This is a genomic window from Kineosporia mesophila (genome assembly GCF_021129235.1).
GTDB classification, from domain to species: domain Bacteria; phylum Actinomycetota; class Actinomycetes; order Actinomycetales; family Kineosporiaceae; genus Kineosporia; species Kineosporia mesophila.
This window is the reverse complement of record NZ_JAJOMA010000001.1, coordinates 364,939-385,416: the sequence shown is the minus strand read 5'-3', so window position 1 is coordinate 385,416 and position 20,478 is coordinate 364,939. Positions and strand designations below refer to the sequence as shown.

The following is a 20,478-nucleotide window of genomic DNA, read 5'->3' as shown; positions in this document are numbered from 1 at the left end:
GGAGCACCCCCTCATCGTCACTCTTGGTTAGGTAGAATGCAGAATGTCACGGAGCCGGGAGCCGGGAGCCGGGAGCCGGGAGCCGGGAGCCGGGAGCCGGGAGCCGGGAGCCGCGGGCGGTTCTCGCTGTGGCCCGCACCATCACCTCGGCCGTCCGTCTGCTCGACGAACTGGACGTGCTGCGGGGGGACGACCGGATCGCCGTTTCCTTCTGGCTCGACGAACGCTCCCGGTTCAGTCACGGGGCTCGAGACCTGCTGCTCCAAAGGGGAGTTCGGATTCTCACCGACGACGAGCAGCAGAAGCAGTCTTTCGACCTGATCCTGACGGCCAGTGAGAACACCGCCATACCGGAAGACATCGAGACCCCGATCCTGCTTCTCCCCCACGGCGTGGGTTTTCACAAGCACCTGCGCGACGTGGACGGAACGCCACGGCTCTCCGGGGTGACTCTCACCAACCGTCCCGGCCTTCGCGTGGCGATCGCCCACGAATCGCAGCGCACCCAGTTGAGCCACGTGGCACCGGAACTCGCCGGCAAAGCAGTGCTCACCCGGGACAGCTACTTCGACCGCCTGCGCGCCAGCCAGCCGCTGCGCACCCTCTACCGCGAAGCCCTGCACGTCGGCCCCCGGCGCCTGGTGCTGATCAGTTCGACCTGGGGTGAGCAGGCCCTGCTCACCCGGCAACCCGACCTCCCCTCCCGCCTGCTCGCCGCGCTGCCCGCCGACGAGTTCGCCGTGGCGCTGGCTCTTCACCCGAATCTGTGGTCCGCCCAGGGGGACTGGCAGATCCGCACCCGTCTGGCCGAGGCCCTCGACGCCGGGCTGCTGCTGGTGCCGGCCGGTCAGGGCTGGCCCGCGAGCGTGGTCGCGGCCGACCTGGTCGTCGGCGACCATGGCTCGGTCACGTTCTACTCGGCCGCGCTCGGCCGGCCGATCCTGCTCACCGGCGACGGCGGACCCGAGATGGTTCCGGAAACCCCGATGCACCGCCTGATCTCGTCGGCCACCCGCCTGCGGGGCACCGACCTGCGCGACCAGGTGTCAGACGCATCCCCCGTCTCCCCCGCGATCCGGGACGCGGCGTTCTCCGGTGACCACGACGTCCACCATTGGATTCTGGACGCCCTCGGCCTGCCCCCACGCGAACAGACACCGCACCGGGCCTGGCCGGCCGCGCACGTCGACGCGGCCGCGGTCGCGTCGTTCCAGGTGCACACCTCGTCCCGACCCGACGGGAGCCTACGGATCGAACGGTTCCCGGCCGCGGTCGGCGCCTACCTTCCCGAAGTCGTTCGCGCGTCAAGCCATCTGGCCACCTACGACGACGAGCTCGATCTCGGCCGCCGCGACAGCGCCTCGGTGATGCTGTCCCGGTCTGTCCGGGAACCCGCGCAGACCCGGGAATGGCTCGAAGAGCACTCCCGGCAACGATTCCTCGCAGCCGTGGCCGAACCGGGCAACACCGTGCTGGTCCGCCTGCGCGGACAGCTGTCACGAGTCACCGGGTCGGGCGACGCCGCCCTGGTCAGCGCCGCCCTGCACCATCTGGTTCAGCACGGAAGCCCACGGGGACCGGTGAGGGTCACCCTGGGCCCGATCACCGTGAAGCTCGAGATCTCCCCTCAGTGAGACCCTTCCAGCAGAGCACGGACGCGGACGGCCCGCTCGCGGTAGGCCGTCGCCAGTTCGGGGTGGCTCCGTTCCGACTCCAGCTCGGCCAGTTCGTCGAGGATGCTGACCTGGTACGACCACACCTGCGCCGCATCGAGTTCCGCGAGCGCTGTGCTCAATGCACCGGCCGCGGAATCCACATCACCCTGCCGCCGGAACACCGTACCCAGCGCCGCCCGGGCCCGGGCCTGCATGCGCACGTCGGGCCCACCCTTCACCGCGGTCGCGAAACTCTCCAGAGCCTGCGTCAGCACCGCTCCGGCCCGTTCCTGATCACCGGCGAAAGATAGGCACCGGCCGAGGAAGAACAGGGCCAGGGCCTCGCCCCGCTGCTCACCGATCTGCCGGTTGAGATCCCGTGAGTGCTCGTAGGCCGCCACCGCCGCCCCCGGATCGGTGCGCTCCAGCACCCGGCCGCGGAACTCCCAGACCGAGGCCTGGAGGTGCACCGAGCCCGAGGCCAGCGTGATCGCCCGGGCGGTGGCCAGTTCCGCCTCGTCGTGACGGCCCAGGTCGGTCATCGCGCGGGAGGTGAGGCTCCACAGCCGGGCCGCGGCGTCGGGCCGTCCCGCCCGCTCGGCCGCCCGCGCCCCCAGGGTGCCGGTCTCGTACCAGGCCGCCAGGTAACGGCGGTTCAGGAACAGCGCGGTCAGGCTCTCGGCCGTCATCCACGCGAGATCGTCCAGTTCGGAGCGGTTCTGGTCGGCCAGGGACCGGATCGTGGCGACCAGTCCGGTGCATTCGCGATCCAGCCAGTCCAGAGCGGTGGACGCGTTGAACGGCGCGGTGGTCACCTCACCCCGGGCGGGGAACTCCTGCGCGGACTCCGGCGTGAACCGCAGCCGGCTCGGGAACAGCAGCCGGTCGGCCCGGGCCGTCGCCGCCAGCTGGTAACCGGCAATCGCCCGGGCCACGTCGTCGGGTGAGGTACTGCCGTGCAGGTGCCAGGCGTGCGACCGCACCAGACCGTGCACCCGGTACCGGCCGGGCCGCTGCGGAACGGCTTCCACCAGACGCCGGACCCGCAGAGTCTCGACGGCGGCCCGGGTGTTCCCGGGGTTCAGCCCGGCGGCGACCGCGAGCAGACCGGTGTCGAACTCACCGGCCACGGGCAGCAGGCCGAGCGCCCGGTAGACGGTCCGGGCGGTGTCGGGCAGGTCGTCGTAGGCGGCGGTGAACACGGCCCCGACCACGGGCACGCCGTCGACCGAGAGCCCGGTCAGGCGGGCCCGTTCGTCACTGAGCTCGGCGACGAACGCGGGCACACTCAGCGACGGGTCTTCCGCCAGCCGGGCGGCCGCGGCCCCCAGGGCCAGGGGGATGCCCTCACAGAGCTCGACGAGCCGGGCGACGGCCGGTGCGTCGGTGAACCGGTCCGGCCCGGCGATGCGGCGGAGCAGGTCGGCCCCGGCGGTCTCGTCGAGGGCGTCGACCGTCAGGAACTCCGCACCGTCCATGACCAGTTCCCCCATCGAGACGTCCGTCGTGGCGAGCACGACGCAGTCGGACGTGTTCGGCAGGACCCAGCGCACCTGCTGGGCCTCGCGCACGTCGTCGAGCAGGATCAGCACCCGCCCGCGGTGGGCCAGCAGGCTGCGCAGCCGGTCGGCCCGCTCCGGGGTGGACGCCGGGATCGTCGCGTCGTCGACCCCGAGCTGACGCAGCAACCGGCCGAGCACGTCGGACATCGGCAGGCCGCCCCGGTGCTGCTGCGGGCCCAGCTCGGCGAACAGGTGGCCGCCGGGGAACTCCGCCCGGGTGCGGTCCACCGCGCGGAGCACCAGGGCACTCTTGCCGATGCCGCGCCGCCCCCGGCAGACGATGAGCCGGGGCCCGGACTCCGACGGGTCGGCGGGCCCGGTCTCCAGGCGCTCGTTCAGCCAGCCCAGTGCGGCCGTGCGGTTGATGAAGAACCGGGGCGCCGGCGGCACCGGGTACGGAGCGGGAGGGGCGGGCGGCACCTCGCGCAGCATGGTCAGGTTCACCGTCTGCGCCGAGCCCACCTGCACGACGTTGTTCGCCGTCGAGCCGGTCAGGACATTGCTGACGGCGTCGTCTTCCGGCATCGGCGAGATCCCCGTTCTCGGCACAGCATGTTCACGCTGCGTACCCTTGAGTCCACGTGCCGTCCTATCCTAGGGCCGGAAGATGGGCACAACTGGGATGATGAAGCCGATATCGCCTCCGGGAGTCTCGATGGACCCGCTCACCGTCACCGCGCTCTCCGGCCTCCTGACCACGCTGCTCGGCAGTGCGGCGGGCGAGGCGGGCAAGAGCGCGTGGAACTCCCTGACCGCCACTACGCAGCGTCTGCTGGGGCGTGAGGCTCCGGCCACGACCGCCCTGGAGGCGGCCGCCGGCGGGTCCCCCGCGGCGATCGAGGTGGCGGCGGGGCGCATGGTGGACGCGGCGGCGCACGATCCCGAGTTCGCCCGGACTTTGGGTCAGTGGCACGAGAAGACGACCGGTGACATCCAGATCGCCGGTGCCGGGGGCGTCAACAATTCCGTCTCGGGCGACGCCCAGGTGGGCCGGCTGATCCAGGCCCACACCGTCGGCGACATCACGTTCAACTGAAAGATCAGGTGGTCACGGGCTCCTCGTCGTCCGACGGAGTCGCCCCGACCCCCTCGAACCGCACGAGCACGGCGGCGGCGACCGCGGTGAGCACGAACCCGAAGATCGCGACCGGCCAGAAGCCGTCACGCACCTGGTCGCCGAGGAACACCACGCCGGCCACGGTGGGAGCCACGGTCTGCGTGCTGATCATGGCGGTGGTCGCGGCGGTGATCGAACCTCGCTGCAGGGCCAGGGAGTACAGGATGAACGCGAGAACGCCGGCGATCACCAGGGTGTAGGTCGAGGCCGAGGTGACCAGGTCGCCGATCTCGAAGTCGGGCAGCAGGCGGGAGGCGATCGCGACCACGGCGTAGCCCAGGCCCGAGATCAGACCGAGCACGGCCGCGGCGAAGGAGCCGTGGAACCGGATCGCGAAGAGCGCCACCACGACCATCCCGAACAGCACGGTGAAGAGTGACCCGGTGAGGGCCGAGGTGGCCCGGGTGGTGCCGGTGTCACCGGCGGCCGAGGAGAGCAGCACGAGCCCCACGACGACGGCGGTGATGGCGGCCCACTCCAGACGGCTGAGCGGGTCGTGGAAGTAGCGCACGGCCAGCAGGGCGGTGACCACGAGGCTCACCGCGATACCGGCCTGGGCGAGGAACAGCGGCACGTGGCGCACCGCGATCAGGTGGAACACGTAGCCGCACATCATCAGGGCGATGGCAGCCAGCAGCATGCGGCGGCGGAGGAGATCGATGACGGTGCGCGGGGTCAGACCCCCTTGGGGGATCTCCCGGGCGGCAATCGCCTGAAGAATCGCGGCCACCCCATACATGAGGGCAGCGACGAGGGCCGAACCGAGTCCGAGGAGCACAACGCCATTCTCCCAGGTCACTCTGGACGTTGGCAGGGAGGTGGCTGTGCGGGCGCGCCCCGCGCGCGGCCCCGGCGGGCCGGCACGTATTCCCGGGCCGATCGGTTCTGGCCGTTCTTGTTGGACAGATCTTGAACTGCCCTGGTGTGGGCTGGCTTTGAAGAATTGCTGAGTCCCGCTGGATGCTCCCTGCCCAGCGTCGGCCTCTCCGACCGCACCCGTCCCCCGCGAGAAAGCGAAAGGCCCGCCCGGGGGCATCCGGGCGGGCCTTTCAGTGTCTGCCGAGACTCAGGTGGCCTCGACCGTCTCCGGGGTGACCGTGCGCCGGCGTGACGTGCCCGTGAGGGTCAGGTACACGCTGCTGACCACGTAGTAAGCGATGTAGAGCAGCGACAGCCAGATGATGATGAAGTTCGGGTCGTCCGGCATCTGGGCCAGGATGACCGCGTACGCCACCAGCCAGAGCGCCGCGAAGAGCAGGTTGGCGCTGCGGAAGATCTTGGTGCGCGACGGGTAGATGTACTTGATCGGCACGAAGACCATCGCCGAGCAGATCACCAGGATGATGCCGGTGGTCATCGGGCTGAGGCTCGCGACGATCGCGTAGAAGGCGACCACGTTCCAGTAACTGGGGAAGCCCAGGAAGAAGTGGTCGTCGGTCTTCGCGTCCACCCGGCAGAACTGGTAGCTCGAGGCCAGCAGCGGCAGGGCAGCGAGCGTTCCGCCGACCCAGCCCTCGGGCAGGTAGCCACCGGTCCACAGCAGCACCACGGGCGCGAAGACGTACGTGATGTAGTCGACGATGTCGTCGAGCCGCGCGCCGTCGAACGACGGGATGGTCTCCTTCACCCGCAGACGCCGGGCGAGCATGCCGTCGGTGCCGTCGATGACGAGCGCCGCCAGACTGATCCACAGGGCCCTGATCGCGTCGCCGTCGAAGGCCGCGATCACCATGAGGAACGCAAGAACAGTGCCGCTCGCGGTGTAAAGGTGAACGGCCATACCGGCAAGTCGGAGTCGAGCCGATGCCTGGAAAGGCTCGAATGCGACGTCGTGAGTCGTCAGCGGAACCCCCGGGCGGCAGGATCAAGAATGGGACGGGCATCTCGCCCGAACAGGCTCGAGCGCTGAAAGTCTCTCACAGTCCCCATGAGCCCTGGCCCGCCCGACGTTGCCTGCTGGTCATATCTGCGTTACCCGTGGTCATCTCTCCTGTTCCCAGACCTCTGACCGGCCTCTCACGGGTACACATCCATCACCAGGGCAATTCAAAGACGCGGGTCGATCACGGCCACACCCCGCGGCGGACGCTCCGCCATGGCGGCCAGGGCCGGTCCGGCCTGCTCCAGCGTGAGGTGTGTGGTGATCATGGACGAGGGGTCCAGCCGACCGCTCGCCACCATCGCCAGCAACTGCGGGTAGGCGTGGGCGGCCAGTCCGTGACTACCGAGAACCTCCAGTTCCCGGGTGATCACCGTGTGCATCGGCACCGGTGGGAGCCCCAGCGACGGCGGGAGGAGACCGACCTGCACGTGCCTCCCCCTCGTCCTCAAACTCTGGATCGAGCTGACACAGGTCGCGTGACTGCCGAGGGCGTCGAGAGAGACGTGGGCGCCGCCTCCGGTCAGATCCCGAACGCGATGGTGGACGTCGGTGCTCACCTCGCGCGCGTCGACCACCTTCTCCGCCCCGAGCGAGAGGGCCAGCTCCAGCGCTCCGGGTGACACGTCGACCGCGACCACCCGGGCCCCGGCGGCGATCGCGACCGCGACGGCGGAGAGCCCGACGCCGCCACACCCGTGCACGGCCACCCACTCCCCCGCTCGCACCCGGCCGACCTGCGTCACCGCGCGGAAGGCGGTGCCGAACCGGCAGCCCAGAACGGCCGCCACTGCCATCGGCACCTCGTCGGGCAACGGCACCAGGTTCACGGCGGCCCGCTCGATCACGACGTACTGCGCGAACGAGCCCCAGCGGGTGAAGCCGGGCTGCCGCTGGTCCAGGCAGACCTGCCCGTCCCCCTGGCGGCACGGCTCACAGACCCCGCAGGCGTAGACGAACGGCGCGGTGACCCGCTGCCCCACCTCCACACCGGTCACGCCCTCGCCGATCGCGTGCACCCGACCGGCGAACTCGTGCCCGGGCACGTGCGGCAACCGCACGTCGTCGTCGTGACCGGCCAGGGCGTGCCAGTCCGAGCGACACAGCCCGGTCGCCTCCACGGCCACCACCACACCCCCGGCGGGGGCCTGGGGCTCCGGCACCTCCCGCACCCCGGGAACCTCGCCGAACGCCTCGAACACCACTGCCAGCATGTTTCGCTCCTTCTGAACCACGACCAGATGCCAGCATGCCCGCCGTCGTCCCACGGGTCACGGAGGGCCAGGCCCCACCGGTGCGGCTACTGCACGGCGCGCAGGGCCGGTGCCTCCCGGGCCTCGACGAGGATGCGGCTCGCGGTGCGACTGCTGGTGTCCCAGCCGAGTTTGGCCAGCTCGATGCACAGCTGGCCGCCGGTGACGTCGGGCTGGTCACGGACGATGCGGATGGCCGCGGCCAGGCGCTCCTCCTGCTGCTGCAGGGTCATCCGCCCTTTGCGGACGCGGGTGGGCGCCGTCGGGGACAGGTCCTCGTCCTCGCCCTCGGCGCCGTAGGCGTCCGGCAGGATGATGGTGTGGCTCTGGGTCGTCGCCGGGGTGGGGTCACGGTGTGTCGACGCCGATTGATGGACGCGCTGGGTCTCCTGAGTCGCCCGGCTCACCGGGAGGTCGGGGGCCTCGTAGTCGGGCACCTCGTCCCCCATGGCCTCGTAGTCGGGCGCCTGGTCACCGATGGCGTCGTAGTCGTAGTCGGCGGCCTCACCGTCGGACACCAGCCAGGAAGGTCGCTGCGACGGCTTCGGCGCGGGCCGGGGCTCCCGGACGACCGGGGGCTCCTCCGCCGCCGGCCAGGACGGCCGCTGCCCGGGCTCCGGAACCGGCCGGGTTCCCTCGTCGGCCCGGATGTCGGCCCGGATGTCGCCCTCGGCCGTCGCCGGACGTGAGGAACGCTGCGTCGGGGCGGACCCGGGGGTGTAAGAGCTCACCGGGACGGCCGTCCCGTCCACCGTGTAGGAGGCAGGCCGGAACGAACCGCGGGCCACGGCACCCGGCACCGGCCGGGTCGGTGCCCCACCGTTCTCGTCCACGCCCTGGTCGGAGGCCGGCCACGCCGAACCCGGTGCTTCCGCGTTCTCCGTCGGAGCACCGGTTCCACCGACGTGGACGCGGTCCGCCCGACCGGCGGCGTACGGCGAACCCGGCGCCGTCTGAGGGCTGGACTGCTGCGACGCCTGGGCGAACTGGGCCGTGCGCTGCGGCTCATACGCGAACCGGGCTCCCCGCGCGAACTGGGTCTGCTGCCCGAACTGAGGCTCCGGCACCCGCGGCGAGTGCTCCTGCACGACCTGACCGGCGGAGGACGACTCACCCGAGGCCGCCGGCTGAGCAGTTCCAGCGTGAGCAGTTCCAGCGTGAACGGCTCCGGCAGGCTGAGCGCCGACGGCAGCTGTGCGGCGCCCACCACGCTCACCCGGCTCCAGCCCGCTCCGGTCCCGGAACTCGCCCCGGGGCGGCACCACCACCGATCCGGCGTACCCGTTGGACTCGACGTACTCCCCCGGCCGAGATTCTGTCCGCCCGTACCGCTCCACCTGACCGGCCGGCCCCGCCACAACCGTCCCGGCATGACCACCCGGCCCAGGCACGAGCTGTCCGGGGTACTCACCCTGCTCCGCCCACGCCGGAACAGCGTTCCCGTCCGGCGGCGTCGCAGCGCCCGGCACCATGGCGTTCGACGGGCCCTCGTTCGACCCGGCGTACTCACCGGCCACACCCCGGCCCGCCCCGGAGAACCCGCCCGGCCCAGACGACTCATCCGAAGACTCGTCCGACCGGTCCCCCGGCCGAGCCGACCGGCCCCGGGTCATCCCTTTCGCACTCTCATCCTCGCCCCGCACGGTTCGTGAGCCGACCGCTGCGGTGTGCGGATCGTCCTCCATCTCGTGGTGACCGGGCCCCCGCAGAATGGTCTGCACCACCGCCCGCAGGATCGATTCAGGGCTCCGGTCGGGCAGTTTCTCGGGGTTGGTCCAGCCGACGGCGTCGAGCACCGCGGACGGCGGCAGGCTGCCCGCGCGTAGCTGGCGGTTGACGACCCGGCGGACGCGCTTGGCGTCCTTGCGCGGGCTGACGCGGCGCGGCAACGACAGGTTCAGCGCCTCGCGGGCGGCGGCCGCAGTGCCGACGCCGATCCGGGCCTGGTGGGCGTCGGCCACCCCGGTGCGGGCCATCAGCAGGCGCGTGCGCACCGACTCGACCGGGGCCGACAACCACAGTGACGGCGCGATCGACGCGGCCGGGCCGTGATGAACGGCCTTCCACTGCCCGAGCACCTGTTTGCCCGTGAGTTCCACCAGCACCGCCCACACCGCGGGGGCGGTGACATGCCACGGCACCTCGCCCAGCTCGCGCGCGGCCAGGGCGTTGAGCACCAGGGTCCCGGCGACACCGCAGTGCGCGGTCAGGCGCCATCCGGTCATCGGGCGGCCGATCTTGGCACCGGCCACGTACTGCAGCGACGCGCCGAGGATCAGCAGGTCGACCAGCAACGGGAAGCCCGCGGCCAGGTAGGGGCCGAACGTGGGCAGGGCCGCCTTGTACAGGCTCTGGTACGACAGAACCGCGCCGATGACGGCGACCGGTACCAGCACGACACGCGCCCACATGCTCAGGCGGCGTGCCTGCCGGGCCAGGTCGGCAGCATCGTTCGCGGCGTCACCCGTGAGCTCGTTCTCGGGCCGCAGGTCGGGGCTGGGCTGATTGAGCACGGCCCCATGCTGTCGGCTCGGCAGGGGCCCTGTCATCCGACGGCAGCCGCGGACTTCCCGCGTGTCCAGCCGAACACCCGGTGTGACACGGTGATTCGAACCGTAAAGGCTCTGTCCCCAGGGGAAAGGGACCACCGTGCGCTACCGCGAGCTCGGCCGCTCGGATCTCGAGGTGTCGGAGATCTCGCTCGGTTCCTGGCTCACGTTCGCCGGGGGCATCGCCCAGGAGCAGACCCGGCCCTGCACCGAGGCCGCCTTCGACGCGGGCATCGAGGTCGCCGGACCCGGCCTGTTCGTCTCCTGGCAGCCGCAGTCTCGGCCATCACCGGTGCCTCCCGCCCGGAACAGGTGCACGCCAACGCCAACGCCTCCGCCGTCGGCATCGACCTCACGCCCGACATCCTGAGCGCCGTCGACGAGGCCCTGGGTGACGCGCCGGTGCGCACGCCCGCGCTCGCCGTGTCAGCGACCGAAGGCGTACTGCGGAAGAGCTGAAATGAAGGACGCCCACCGGCCCCGCTCACGCGGGCGGCGGGCGTCTTCGGGCCGGCTTTTTCGGGTTATTTCCCGAGCAGCTTCTTGAACTGCGCGCCTGCGGTGGTGTGGGTCTCCAGCATGTGGGTGCCGCTGCTGCCCACGTTGAACTCGAAGTACGACTGGTAGCCCACGTTGTTGGACGGGTCGTAGATGAAGTCGAGCATCTGCTGGATGTAATAGGCGTTGTCACCACCGCCGTGACCGTCGGGACGCTCCCACAGGCCCCACTCCGGCAGCGCCATCGGTTTGCCCTTGCTCTTGGCGAAGTCCGACCAGAAGTTCAGGCCGAACGTGCCGTTGAGCGTGCTCTCCCAGGCCGCCTCGCGGCGCTCCTGTTTGCAGGCGGCGCCGCAGCTGCTCGGGAACGGGTAAGAACCCTCCACCCAGGAGATGTCGTAGGTGTCGATACCGATGTAGTCGACGTACGCGTTACCCGGGTAGTAGTTCGTCGAGTCGTAGACCTCGCCGCCGATGTTCGGGTTCCAGTCGAACGCGAGGTTGTCCGTGCCCGGCACCGAGCGCATCGCCTTGACGATGTGCTGCCAGTAGTTGATGAAGTTCGCCTTCGTGTCCGGGTGCCAGCGGGAGGCACTCAGGTTGAATTCCCAGCCCAGCCGCAGGATCGCGTCGCCCTGACCGGCCGCCACCAGGTTCTTCGCGAGCGTCTTGAAGTACTGGTCGTACTCCCCGTTCGCGCCGGCGGCCATGGTCGCCGAGTCGTCCTGGGTGGGCAGCATCGCGGTGGCGTAGATCATGCGGTAGCCGGACCCCTTCCAGGTGTCCAGCATGTAGCTCGGGTCGGAGATCTCGTCCCACGAGGTGCGACTGGAGAAGTCCATCGCGTAGTCGACGTCGTTCCCCAGCCATTTGCCGAACGACGCCACCTCGGACGGTGACGTTCCGCGGAACACACCAAGTTTCACCGAGGACGAGGCATAAGTGCCGGCCGCGGAAGTCGTGGTCGCGGCCTTCTTCCTGGTCACCGTCGCGACCTTCTCGGCCGCCTTGGTCTCGGCCTTCTTCACGACCTTCGCGGTCTTCTTCTTCGCGTGCGTGGCCTTCGCCGAAGGAGTGGCGGTGGGCGCGGTCTGACCGATGTCGAGTGACGCCGACGTCGAGGCACTGACCGTGGAGGCGAGCGCCGCGGCGTTCTCCGGTGTCTTGTCGCCGGGGATCCGGTCGATCGCGACCACCACACCACCCAGCACGGCCAGCACGGCGACCGCGCCACCGGCGATCTGGATCAGACGCGGCTTGCGGGAGCGCTCGGCCCGACGGCCCTGCTCGACATCACGACGCGACCGGCGACTCGGCGGACGGCTCACATTGCCCAGGGCGTGCACCTCACGGCGGGCACCACCGTCACGGGCCGCACCGCCCTCGAGCTCCGGATCGCCCACGGGCACCGTGTCACCCACGGGCCCTGACCGGCCACGCGCCGAACCCTGGCTGAGCGACTCGGCCGGACCCGCTGCCGCTGCCGCTACCGGACCGACCCGACCAGCCCGACCCTGACCAGCTCGATCCGCCTGCCCACCCGGGCCGGCCAGTTCGTCCTGACCGAGCAGCCCACCCTGACCGAGCGACTCGTCTTCAATGAACGACGCGCCCCGACCGAACGATCCACCCGGCCCGAACGACTCACCGCGACCCCGTGACCGACCCCGCGTGTCCACCGGCCCGCGCGTCGCACCCTCAGGCCGTGCCGAGCGCACATCGCTCTCCCCGGACCAATGGCCCGGCGGAGCCCAAACGTCGGTGGCTGCCTGATGTTCCGCCGGCGCCCCACCCGAACCCTGATCACGGTTGTGCAGGTCTTCCTGGATCCGCTGATTCTGCGCGGTCTCCGTCAGACGCTGCTGCGCCCGGGCCTCACGGCGGGACTGGGCCGGTCGCCCGGCCACTGCCGGAACCGGTCGCCCGGTCGACGCCGAGGAGGGCACCGGCCGGCGCGACCCGGTCTGCCGACGGGTGCGGGCCTCGGCGCGCGTCGCTTCGGGACGGGAGGAAGGAGCGTTCAGCTCCTCGTCGGGGGCCAGCCCGTACGGGTGCGAGGGACGATCAGGCATGAACGGGCACCGGCCTCCTGCTCCGGCTGCGCCACAAGAAGATCGCGAGAACGATCTTGCCTGCTGCCGGAACGACGAATGATTACGTACTGAAATCGTATCTGCCCGGAGAGCCCGATTCGCTTGCTTGAGGAAGATTTGACCTCGCTATCAGTAATCACCGAAGGACGACGCCGACCGGGCAGGTCAACGCCGTCCCTCTGGGTTAATTCATGCCCACCAGATGCCTCGATCAGCGCCTCACACGGCTGCACGGGCACCCGGATCGCCTCGGCGGCGGCACTCAGCGCCCTCACTTCACGCCAGGACACCGGTGAGCGCACGTAACCCTCCGGAACGGCGGGCCGCCGGAAGGTGGCGCCGGGAAGGCCGAGGAATGAATCCCGCACCGACGGCCGAACCATTCCAGATTTCCCATGCCCGACAATCAATGTTCAAACGTGCAATCGGTGCATCGTGAACGCGATCCGGGTCCTGCCCGTGGAGCACAGTGACAAGGGTGCACTCCCGCACCCTGCTCAGGGGCAGACCAGCGAAAGGGCTCGGAGGTTGCAGACGCATCGTGAGATGACGGCACAGTCCGTCATGGTGGACCCGGGCCGTGAGGCGCCGCCCTCGCAGGTCGTGGTGCTGGCTCCTGACCGCCTGGACGAGCTGGGCGTGATCGAGCTACTGCGGCAGGGCGAGGAGTTCAGCCTGATGCCGGCCCGGCGGGCCCGGCACGCAGATCTCCTGGTGGCGGTCGCCGGGGCGGCCTCGGAACTGCTGTTCCAGCAGGTCCAGCAACTGGAACTGAGACCCGGGACACCCGTCGTGCTGTTCCTCGACCAGATCGAGGGCGTCCGCCTGCCCGCCGGTATCAACCCGTCCAACTGCACCGTCGCACCCCGCGGCCGGCTCACCCAGGACCGCTTCGCCGCGACGCTCCGCTCCGCCACCTCGGCCGGCCGCGGCGTGCCGACGGCCGGGCCGGAGTACCCGGCGGACTTCGACCAGCGCGAGGTCGCGGTGCTCACCCTGGTCGCGCAGGGGTTCGAGAACGCCGAGATCGCCCGGCGGCTGAACTATTCCGAACGCACGATCAAGTACGTGCTGGCGGGCCTGATGACGCGTCACAGCCTGCGGAACCGGGCCCACGCCGTGGCCCAGGCCATCCGCACCGGGCTGATCTGACCGGCCCTCCCCCGATCGGCCCGCCGGGGCGCGGCGCTCACCCCCTCCGCCCGCGCCCCGGTGAGGCCCTCACGACACCGGGACGAACTTCTCCAGAGGGGCGAAATCCTCTGCCCGGATCGCTATTCTGACGGCGATGAGGGTCCTGTTCTCCGCCGCCCCACTGACGGGCCGGTCGTCGGCGCTCCTGCCGCTCGCCCGGGCCTTCGCCGCGCGCGGTGACCGGATCGCTTTTCTCTCTCCGTGTCTTCCGGGGCCGGCCGTACAGGAACTGGGTTTCGCCCATCTGCACAGCGGCCCGGCCGGCGACCTGTTGCAGGGTCCCGGGGCCGCCGCCTCCCGCCTGGAGGCCCACGGTGAGCGTTCGCTGCATCTGGCCCAGAACTGGCGCCCCGATCTGGTGATCAACGAACCCTACGACTTCACCGGCGTTTTCGTCGCCCAGGCGTTGCGTCGCCCGCTGGCGACGGTGGCCAACGGCCCGGCGGCCCCGGCCGACTACGTCAGTGCCCTCACGGGCAGCGTCACGAACTGGTTCACCCGCCACCGCCTCACTCCCCCGGGCACCGTTCCCGCCGGTCAGTGGATGATCAACACCCGCCCCGAGGCCCTGGGGGCGTGGCCGGTGCCGGCGGGGGTGACCGCGCTGACGCTCCGGGCCCCGCGCCGTGAGGGGCGCGAACCGCTCCCACCGGCGGGCCGGCGTCCTCGCGTGGTGGTGGCCCTCGGTGCGCACTTCGGCGACCGCAGCACCGTGCACCGGGTCCTGAACGGTCTCACCACCGGCCGGCATCCGGAGATCGTGGTGCGCAGCAACAGCCTCGCCACCACCTCACCCCTCTCGAAGTACGTCACCCGGGCGGCCTTCCGGCCCTCGTCCGACCGGATCGGTCAGGTCGGGGCAGCACTCGTGCACGGCGGGGGCGAGACCGTGCTGAACCTGCTCTCCCAGGGCATCCCGCTGGCCGTGCTGCCGCTGGGCCCGGGCCAGTTCGTCGAGGCGGTCCTGACCCAGCGGGCCGGCTGCGGCGTCGCGGTTCTGGTGCCGCCCGGTCAGCTGAAGCACCTCGACACCCTGAAGCTGCGGTCGGTCATGGCCGAGGTGATGGGCAACCCCTGGTACCGCGCGAACGCCGAGCGGGTGCAGCAGGAGATGGCCGCGATGCCGAGCGCGCCGGACGTGGCCGAGACGATCGCCCGCACCGTCGACCCGGGTCCTCGCATCCGCCCGGCCCGGATCCGGCTGACACCCCCGACCGGCACCGAAAAGATCGACCGGACAAGAATTTCCCGCCGGTCCCTCGGGGTCAGTACACCTAGCTGACGGTCCAGATGTGGTCGTCGTCCGGCGTGCAGGGGAACAGGGTCAGGGCCTGACCGGCGTTCTTGTTACCACCGTTGGTGTTCGAGACGTCCAGGCACAGACCGCTCTTCACGTTCACGAGGTAGTAGCCGCCACCCTGCGGCCGGGCCCGGAACATCTGGTTGTCCGACTCCCCGGCCTGGCAGGGGCTCGCCAGCACGCCGGTGCTCTCGCCGACCGCACCGGTACCGGGCAGGTCGAGGCAGTAGTTCGTCTTGAGGTTGCGGATCAGGTACTGCCCGTACTGCTCGACCAGCTGGAAGTCCTGGTTGTCGCCGACACCGGGGATGCAGTCGTACTGACTGACCGCGGCGCCGGCCTCCGGCACGTCCGCGCCCATCAGGTCGACGCAGAAGCCGGTGCTGAGGTTCTTGATGACGCCCATCTCGGCGAGCGGGGCGGCCTGACGGATCCTCGGGGTGGCCGGCTTCCGGTCGGCGACCTGATTCACCTGCTTGCGCTCGGTGCTCGCGCCGTTACCGGAATTCCCCCCGCTGCCGACCTTCTCACCGGACGCCGCCGCCTTCTTGGTAGCGGCCGGGGAACTCGGCGAGGCCTTGGGCGTGGGCGACGCCTTGTCGCTGTCGATCGTGGTGGTGTCGTCCGTGTCCGTCACCGGATCGGGCAGCTGGGCATCCAGCTGCTGGTTCTTGAGCAGGGCGGAGGCACCGTCGTTGCGCCCGTCGTCGAACCGGGCGACCGAGTCGACCGCCATCGAGCCACCGACGACGGCGCAGACCACGACGGTCACGAACCCGAGCACCGCCGCCGCGCCCCGCAGGCCGCGTGAGGAGACGCCGAGCGGAAGACGCCGGTCCGATTCCGGTTCCGGTCCGGGCGAAAGAGCTTCACCCAGATCAAGCTCACTCTCCGTGTGCTCTTCGGAACTCAGTTGACGGGTCTCCACGGAACCCACCTTTGCACCTCTCAGGGGGTTGTGGAAACGGCCTGATGTCACCATCTGTGAAAGGTGCGGTGCCAGGGTCCGTTCACGGCCGTTCCAGCACCGTCGGACCGCCTCACCGGAAGAGCCGCAGGGCACCGATCAGGTCGTTGTAGCCGTCCGGGGTCATCGACATCGGCAGCCGCACCGGACGCCGGCGCAGGTGCGCCACCCTCGGGATCAGCTCGGCCTTCCAGTAGCTCATGGTGCCGGGCTGGATCGCCGTCAGGTTGACACGCCAGTAGTCGTCCAGCTCGATCAGCACACTGCCGTCGCCCTGCACCACGCCGCTCTCCGACGGGACCGCCAGACGTGGACCACCGAAGTTGATGTCCCGGAACAGCACACACAGCACGCCACCCGGCGCCGGACGGTCGCTCGCGACCTCCGCGTGCTCCATCCGCCCGATCCCCGACAGCATCGAGTCGATGTCCGGCACGTCGGGTACCGCCAGGAACGCGTCCGACTCCCCGACCTCGTACTCCCGGCCGGCCCGGCGCCTCGCGACCCGCTGCTCCGGCCGCCGGGACTCTTCACGCCGTAGGGCCCGCTGCTCGTGATCCATGCGTGAAGCTCCGTCCGTGGGCGATCCTCACCCAGGGGTACGGACGACGGGGGCACTGGAGTTCATCGCGCCACCCCGGACCTTGCCACAGACCGCCCAGCCAACCGGCGCCCGGATCCGCTGAGCACAGAATCCCGCTGGCGACTGGCCGTTTCACCGCGCACGAAGGCCTTGTCGACCACCCACAGCACCCTGCCTCCGGGCCCGCCCCGAAGCTCGACCTGCATCAGCGCCACGTCTCGGACTTCCCTTAGATGGAAGATATATTCCATCTATGCGTAGTGAGGGCCCTCCTCTGTTGCCTGTGTTCCGGTCACAGCACCAAGCCGACCTGCTGATGTGTCTCATGCTGCATCCCGAGCAGGAGTACGGCCTGTCCGAACTCGCCCTGCGCCTCAACGTACCCCTGACCACTCTGCACCGAGAGGTAAAGCGCCTCGAGACGGCGGGACTCGTCATCAGCCGCACCCTGGGCCGCAACCGCGTGCTGAGAGCAGCCTCCGATCACCCCGCGGCCGAGCCGCTGGCCCGCCTGCTGGAGGTGACGTTCGGTCCACGCGTCGTGGTCGAGGAGGAGTTCTCCTCGATCGGCGCCGAGAAGGTCCTGATCTTCGGTTCCTGGGCGGCTCGCCATGCCGGGCAGAGCGGCCCACCCCCGCACGACGTCGACGTTCTCGTGGTCGGCCGGGTCCGGCGCGCAGACGTGTACGACGCCGCCGACCGCGCGCAGCACCGGATCGGGCTCGAGGTCAACCCGGTCATCCGCACCCGCGAGCAATGGGAAGATCGTGCCGATTTCCTGATCTCCCAGATCCGGGAATCTCCGTTCACAACATTGATCGACAACGGGGGAAGCAACGACGGCACGGTGGAAGTACGGTGAGGCCGAGATCGAGGGCTTCATCGCATCGGGGGAACTTCAGCAGTTGAGCGGTGGGGCCGCCGACGGCAGCGCGCTCATGGCCAAGGCTACGACGACCCTGAAAAGCGCCCGGACCTTGGCCGAACAGGATCCGGACTCGGCTTTCGTCCTGGCCTACGACGCCGCCCGGACTGCGGGCACGGCCTTACCCATCCAGCAAGGACTACGCCCCACCAGCAAGGGCGGACACTACGTGGTGGATCGCGCGCTCAGGGCCCAGTTCGGCTCCGGGTTCCGCAACTTCGGCGCAATACGGCGGCGGCGCAACGAACTTGAGTATCCAGAACGGCCGGGTGACGGTTCCTCCCTGGACGAAACGTTCGAATGCATAGCCACCGCGCAGGAGATCCTTGAATCGGCCGAGAAACTCATCGGCGAGCTGAGGCTCTTCGGGCGGGACTGACCCGTACAGCGGCCCCGAACCATACGAAAGCCTAGGCGATTTTTAACACTCCGCACTCACTCGGTTTTCTAGGTTCGGGGCCGTTACGGAGCATTCAGCCGGCGTACCGCACGCAGTGTGGTCGGTCCGGCACTGGTCGCCAGGGGTGAGCCCGAGGCGGGATGCTTCGCAGTGAGGAACGAAGAGCGAGCATGAGCATCAAGCGCACGAGCCGGCGTCGGGTGGCCGTGGCCTCCGCGAGCGCCCTGGTCGTCCTTCTCGGAGTCGGATCGTTCACGGTCGCGAGCGCGGCCAACCACGGGAACCGGAGCCACGAGCACCCGAAACGACACCCGAAACCCACGGCCACCGCGACGGCGTCGCCCAGCTCCACGCCCACCGGTGAGGCACCGGCGACGCAAGCGCCGGCCGTGACCTCGACCACCACCTCAGCGTCCGCCACGACGTCCACCTCCACCACCACGTCCACCACCACGGCCTCCGCGGCCGCCGGCGATGTCACCCTGCCGCCGGTGAACGGGCAGTTCGACTACCAGATCGGCGGGGCCTACACCCCGGTCTCGTCGGTGAAGATCGTGGACCGTGACCGCGAGTCGAAGCCGGTGAGCGGCAAGTACAACATCTGCTACGTCAACAGTTTCCAGACCCAGCCCAGTGAGGCCAGCTTCTGGACGGGTAGCCACGACGACCTGCTGCTGAAGAAGGACGGCGAGTACGTCGAGGACTCCGAGTGGGGCGAGTTCCTGCTCGACACCTCGACGGCGGCCAAGCGCACAGCGCTCGCAGACATTGTGGGCGGCTGGATCGATGGCTGCGCGGCAGCCGATTTCGACGCGGTGGAGCCCGACAACCTGGACACCTACACGCGTTCGGACGATCTGCTCACCAAGGCGGACAACCTCGCCTTCGCCAAGCTGCTCACCCAGCGGGCTCACGACAAGGGTCTGGCGATCGCCCAGAAGAACACCGCCGACATCACCAAGAGCGAAGCCACGACCGCCGGTTTCGACTTCGCGGTGGCCGAGGAGTGCCAGGTCTGGAGCGAGTGCGGCGCCTACACCAACATCTACGGTGACCAGGTGTACGAGGTCGAGTACACGGACAACGGCAAGTCGGCCTACACCAAGGCCTGCGCGGCCCAGGGCAAGAACATCTCGGTGATCCTGCGCGACCGCAACGTGGTGGCGTCGGGCAACTCGAAGTACTACTACGAGAACTGCTGACCCGATGACGTGGGCTGCCTCTGTTCCAGCGGCTACAGGGGCAGCCCACGTCCCTCCACCACGCTCTTCATCACCAGCGTGGAGTTCAGCCGCTGCACCCCGGGCAAGGTGGCCAGCTGGTCGTCGTAGAGCCGCTGGAACGCACTCAGGTCTTCGGCCACGACCCGCAGCAGGTAGTCGGGGCTGCCGAACAGCCGCTGGGCCAGCAGCACGTTCGGGATGCCGGCCAGCGCCTCCTCCAGCGCCGCCACGGTGCGGGCCCCGCTCTCGGTCATCGTGACGAACACCAGGGCCTCGAACCCCAGGCCGACGCTGGCCGGGTCGATCTGGGCGGTGTAACCGGTGATCACCCCGTCGCGCTCCAGCGCCCGTAGCCGTCGGTGGCACGGCGAGACGGTCAGGCCGACCCGATCGGCCAGCTCGGTGAGCGTCAGCCGGCCGTCGGCCTGGAGCTGCGCAACAATCTCGCGATCAAGAGCGTCCACGGCCTGATTCTTTCCCCATCCGGGCTCGAACAGGGCCAGATCCGGTCAGCACTTCCCGCGGAATTCTCTGTACTTTCCTCAGGTCGGCACAACGGTGCCGTCGTGACGTGGAAAGTCGAGGCACCACATGAGGTTCGGGATGATTGCCGGGTTCTGGGCAGTGTCGGCCCTGCTTGTGCTCACCCCGGGGGCCGACTGGGCCTACGCGATCTCGGCCGGGCTGCGCCACCGGTCGCTGGTGCCGGCGATCTCCGGGCTGCTCGCGGGCTACCTGGCCATCACCGTGGTCGTCGCCGCCGGGGCCGCCGCGCTGATCGCCGGCACCCCGGGCGCGCTACCGGCCCTGACCCTGGCCGGGGCCGCCTACCTGGGCTACCTGGGCGTCTCGACCGTGCTGGATCCGCCCACCCCGCAGGCCGGTTCCGGGTCGTCCGAGGGTTCGTGGCTGAACCAGGCCGGGCGCGGCGCGATGATCAGCGGTTCCAACCCCAAGGCCCTGCTGCTGTTCCTGGCCCTGCTGCCGCAGTTCACCGATCCCGGGGCCGGCTGGCCGCTGACCCTGCAACTGCTCACGCTCGGCTGCCTGCACATCCTGATGTGCGCGCTGGTCTACACCGGCGTGGGCACGGGATCGCGCGCGGTGCTGCGGGCCCGGCCCACGGCGGCCCGGATCGTGGCCCGGTGCTCGGGCGTGGCCATGACCGGGATCGCCATCGGGCTCCTGGTCGAGGCACTTCTCTAGAGGACAGCCCGGCGCTGGGCCCGGTCCACCGGCGCCCCCCGGACCGGCACCGCCGCGATCAATGATCGAAAGGT

At 70.0% G+C, this 20,478-nt stretch carries 18 protein-coding genes; 9 read left to right on the top strand and 9 right to left on the bottom strand.

Going from position 1 to position 20,478, the window contains the following annotated elements:
- Nucleotides 1-128 precede the first annotated feature (128 nt).
- A complete protein-coding gene (locus tag LR393_RS01665) occupies nucleotides 129-1,634 on the top strand; it encodes a hypothetical protein (protein WP_231481060.1) in 1,506 nt (501 codons plus the stop codon).
- Here LR393_RS01665 and LR393_RS01660 read toward each other — a convergent pair.
- Nucleotides 1,628-3,742, bottom strand: coding sequence for a tetratricopeptide repeat protein (locus tag LR393_RS01660; RefSeq protein ID WP_231481059.1), 2,115 nt, complete (start codon nucleotides 3,740-3,742; stop codon nucleotides 1,628-1,630). The genes LR393_RS01665 and LR393_RS01660 overlap by 7 nt on opposite strands.
- Before the next feature lie 130 nt (nucleotides 3,743-3,872).
- Between LR393_RS01660 and LR393_RS01655 the strand changes: the two genes are divergently transcribed.
- The gene (locus LR393_RS01655; RefSeq protein WP_231481058.1) at nucleotides 3,873-4,253 is read left to right on the top strand and encodes a hypothetical protein; all 381 of its coding nucleotides are present in this window, start codon (nucleotides 3,873-3,875) and stop codon (nucleotides 4,251-4,253) included.
- A 4-nt stretch (nucleotides 4,254-4,257) separates the two neighbouring features.
- On the opposite strand, the gene LR393_RS01650 is transcribed toward LR393_RS01655, so the two are convergent.
- The 4 genes from LR393_RS01650 to LR393_RS01635 all read right to left on the bottom strand — a co-directional run bounded on the left by LR393_RS01650 (nucleotide 4,258) and on the right by LR393_RS01635 (nucleotide 9,979).
- Nucleotides 4,258-5,112, bottom strand: coding sequence for a DMT family transporter (locus LR393_RS01650; protein WP_231481057.1), 855 nt, complete (start codon nucleotides 5,110-5,112; stop codon nucleotides 4,258-4,260).
- A 288-nt stretch (nucleotides 5,113-5,400) separates the two neighbouring features.
- Nucleotides 5,401-6,114 carry a CDP-alcohol phosphatidyltransferase family protein gene (locus LR393_RS01645; protein WP_231481056.1) on the bottom strand — a complete coding sequence of 238 codons (714 nt, stop codon included), beginning with the start codon at nucleotides 6,112-6,114 and terminating at the stop codon, nucleotides 5,401-5,403.
- A 266-nt stretch (nucleotides 6,115-6,380) separates the two neighbouring features.
- The gene (locus LR393_RS01640) at nucleotides 6,381-7,427 is read right to left on the bottom strand and encodes a zinc-binding dehydrogenase (RefSeq protein ID WP_231481055.1); all 1,047 of its coding nucleotides are present in this window, start codon (nucleotides 7,425-7,427) and stop codon (nucleotides 6,381-6,383) included.
- Nucleotides 7,428-7,513: 86 nt separating this feature from the next.
- The gene (locus LR393_RS01635; RefSeq protein WP_231481054.1) at nucleotides 7,514-9,979 is read right to left on the bottom strand and encodes a DUF2637 domain-containing protein; all 2,466 of its coding nucleotides are present in this window, start codon (nucleotides 9,977-9,979) and stop codon (nucleotides 7,514-7,516) included.
- 348 nt (nucleotides 9,980-10,327) lie between these two features.
- Between LR393_RS01635 and LR393_RS01630 the strand changes: the two genes are divergently transcribed.
- Nucleotides 10,328-10,474 carry a hypothetical protein gene (locus tag LR393_RS01630; RefSeq protein WP_231481053.1) on the top strand — a complete coding sequence of 49 codons (147 nt, stop codon included), beginning with the start codon at nucleotides 10,328-10,330 and terminating at the stop codon, nucleotides 10,472-10,474.
- A 65-nt stretch (nucleotides 10,475-10,539) separates the two neighbouring features.
- On the opposite strand, the gene LR393_RS01625 is transcribed toward LR393_RS01630, so the two are convergent.
- A complete protein-coding gene (locus tag LR393_RS01625) occupies nucleotides 10,540-12,585 on the bottom strand; it encodes a glycosyl hydrolase (RefSeq protein ID WP_231481052.1) in 2,046 nt (681 codons plus the stop codon).
- Between the two features lie 567 nt (nucleotides 12,586-13,152).
- Between LR393_RS01625 and LR393_RS01620 the strand changes: the two genes are divergently transcribed.
- Nucleotides 13,153-13,758, top strand: a complete 606-nt coding sequence (locus LR393_RS01620; RefSeq protein WP_231481051.1) for a helix-turn-helix transcriptional regulator — start codon at nucleotides 13,153-13,155, stop codon at nucleotides 13,756-13,758.
- Between the two features lie 136 nt (nucleotides 13,759-13,894).
- Nucleotides 13,895-15,082 carry a glycosyltransferase gene (locus tag LR393_RS01615; protein ID WP_231481050.1) on the top strand — a complete coding sequence of 396 codons (1,188 nt, stop codon included), beginning with the start codon at nucleotides 13,895-13,897 and terminating at the stop codon, nucleotides 15,080-15,082.
- Here LR393_RS01615 and LR393_RS36085 read toward each other — a convergent pair.
- Together LR393_RS36085 and LR393_RS01605 are read right to left on the bottom strand one after the other, a co-directional pair.
- Complete coding sequence (locus LR393_RS36085) at nucleotides 15,075-16,028, bottom strand: RICIN domain-containing protein (RefSeq protein ID WP_231481049.1); 954 nt, start codon at nucleotides 16,026-16,028, stop codon at nucleotides 15,075-15,077. The two genes, LR393_RS01615 and LR393_RS36085, sit on opposite strands and share 8 nt — an antisense overlap.
- 112 nt (nucleotides 16,029-16,140) lie before the next feature.
- Nucleotides 16,141-16,629 (bottom strand): hypothetical protein, encoded by a 489-nt coding sequence (locus LR393_RS01605; RefSeq protein ID WP_231481048.1) that lies wholly within the window; start codon nucleotides 16,627-16,629, stop codon nucleotides 16,141-16,143.
- A 346-nt stretch (nucleotides 16,630-16,975) separates the two neighbouring features.
- Between LR393_RS01605 and LR393_RS01600 the strand changes: the two genes are divergently transcribed.
- The 3 genes from LR393_RS01600 to LR393_RS01590 all read left to right on the top strand — a co-directional run bounded on the left by LR393_RS01600 (nucleotide 16,976) and on the right by LR393_RS01590 (nucleotide 19,177).
- Nucleotides 16,976-17,512 carry a winged helix-turn-helix domain-containing protein gene (locus LR393_RS01600; protein WP_231481047.1) on the top strand — a complete coding sequence of 179 codons (537 nt, stop codon included), beginning with the start codon at nucleotides 16,976-16,978 and terminating at the stop codon, nucleotides 17,510-17,512.
- Nucleotides 17,513-17,555: 43 nt separating this feature from the next.
- On the top strand, nucleotides 17,556-17,954 hold the full coding sequence (locus LR393_RS01595) for a hypothetical protein (protein ID WP_231481046.1): 399 nt from the start codon (nucleotides 17,556-17,558) through the stop codon (nucleotides 17,952-17,954).
- 191 nt (nucleotides 17,955-18,145) lie between these two features.
- The gene (locus LR393_RS01590; RefSeq protein WP_231481045.1) at nucleotides 18,146-19,177 is read left to right on the top strand and encodes an endo alpha-1,4 polygalactosaminidase; all 1,032 of its coding nucleotides are present in this window, start codon (nucleotides 18,146-18,148) and stop codon (nucleotides 19,175-19,177) included.
- A gap of 32 nt (nucleotides 19,178-19,209) precedes the next feature.
- Here the strand turns inward: LR393_RS01590 and LR393_RS01585 are convergent, their stop codons facing one another.
- Nucleotides 19,210-19,662 carry an Lrp/AsnC family transcriptional regulator gene (locus LR393_RS01585; RefSeq protein ID WP_231481044.1) on the bottom strand — a complete coding sequence of 151 codons (453 nt, stop codon included), beginning with the start codon at nucleotides 19,660-19,662 and terminating at the stop codon, nucleotides 19,210-19,212.
- Between the two features lie 127 nt (nucleotides 19,663-19,789).
- Here LR393_RS01585 and LR393_RS01580 point away from each other — a divergent pair, with 127 nt between their 5' ends.
- Nucleotides 19,790-20,404 (top strand): LysE family translocator, encoded by a 615-nt coding sequence (locus LR393_RS01580; protein WP_345718749.1) that lies wholly within the window; start codon nucleotides 19,790-19,792, stop codon nucleotides 20,402-20,404.
- Nucleotides 20,405-20,478 lie beyond the last annotated feature (74 nt).

Excerpts from the sequence above, each read along its gene's own strand:
- LR393_RS01660 (WP_231481059.1), bottom strand. The coding sequence starts at position 3,742 with ATGCCGGAAGACGACGCCGTCAGCAATGTCCTGACCGGCTCGACGGCG.
- LR393_RS01655 (WP_231481058.1), top strand. The coding sequence starts at position 3,873 with ATGGACCCGCTCACCGTCACCGCGCTCTCCGGCCTCCTGACCACGCTG.
- LR393_RS01645 (WP_231481056.1), bottom strand. The coding sequence starts at position 6,114 with ATGGCCGTTCACCTTTACACCGCGAGCGGCACTGTTCTTGCGTTCCTC.
- LR393_RS01640 (WP_231481055.1), bottom strand. The coding sequence starts at position 7,427 with ATGCTGGCAGTGGTGTTCGAGGCGTTCGGCGAGGTTCCCGGGGTGCGG.
- LR393_RS01625 (WP_231481052.1), bottom strand. The coding sequence starts at position 12,585 with ATGCCTGATCGTCCCTCGCACCCGTACGGGCTGGCCCCCGACGAGGAG.
- LR393_RS01620 (WP_231481051.1), top strand. The coding sequence starts at position 13,153 with ATGACGGCACAGTCCGTCATGGTGGACCCGGGCCGTGAGGCGCCGCCC.
- LR393_RS01615 (WP_231481050.1), top strand. The coding sequence starts at position 13,895 with ATGAGGGTCCTGTTCTCCGCCGCCCCACTGACGGGCCGGTCGTCGGCG.
- LR393_RS01605 (WP_231481048.1), bottom strand. The coding sequence starts at position 16,629 with ATGGATCACGAGCAGCGGGCCCTACGGCGTGAAGAGTCCCGGCGGCCG.
- LR393_RS01600 (WP_231481047.1), top strand. The coding sequence starts at position 16,976 with ATGCTGCATCCCGAGCAGGAGTACGGCCTGTCCGAACTCGCCCTGCGC.
- LR393_RS01590 (WP_231481045.1), top strand. The coding sequence starts at position 18,146 with ATGAGCATCAAGCGCACGAGCCGGCGTCGGGTGGCCGTGGCCTCCGCG.
- LR393_RS01580 (WP_345718749.1), top strand. The coding sequence starts at position 19,790 with ATGAGGTTCGGGATGATTGCCGGGTTCTGGGCAGTGTCGGCCCTGCTT.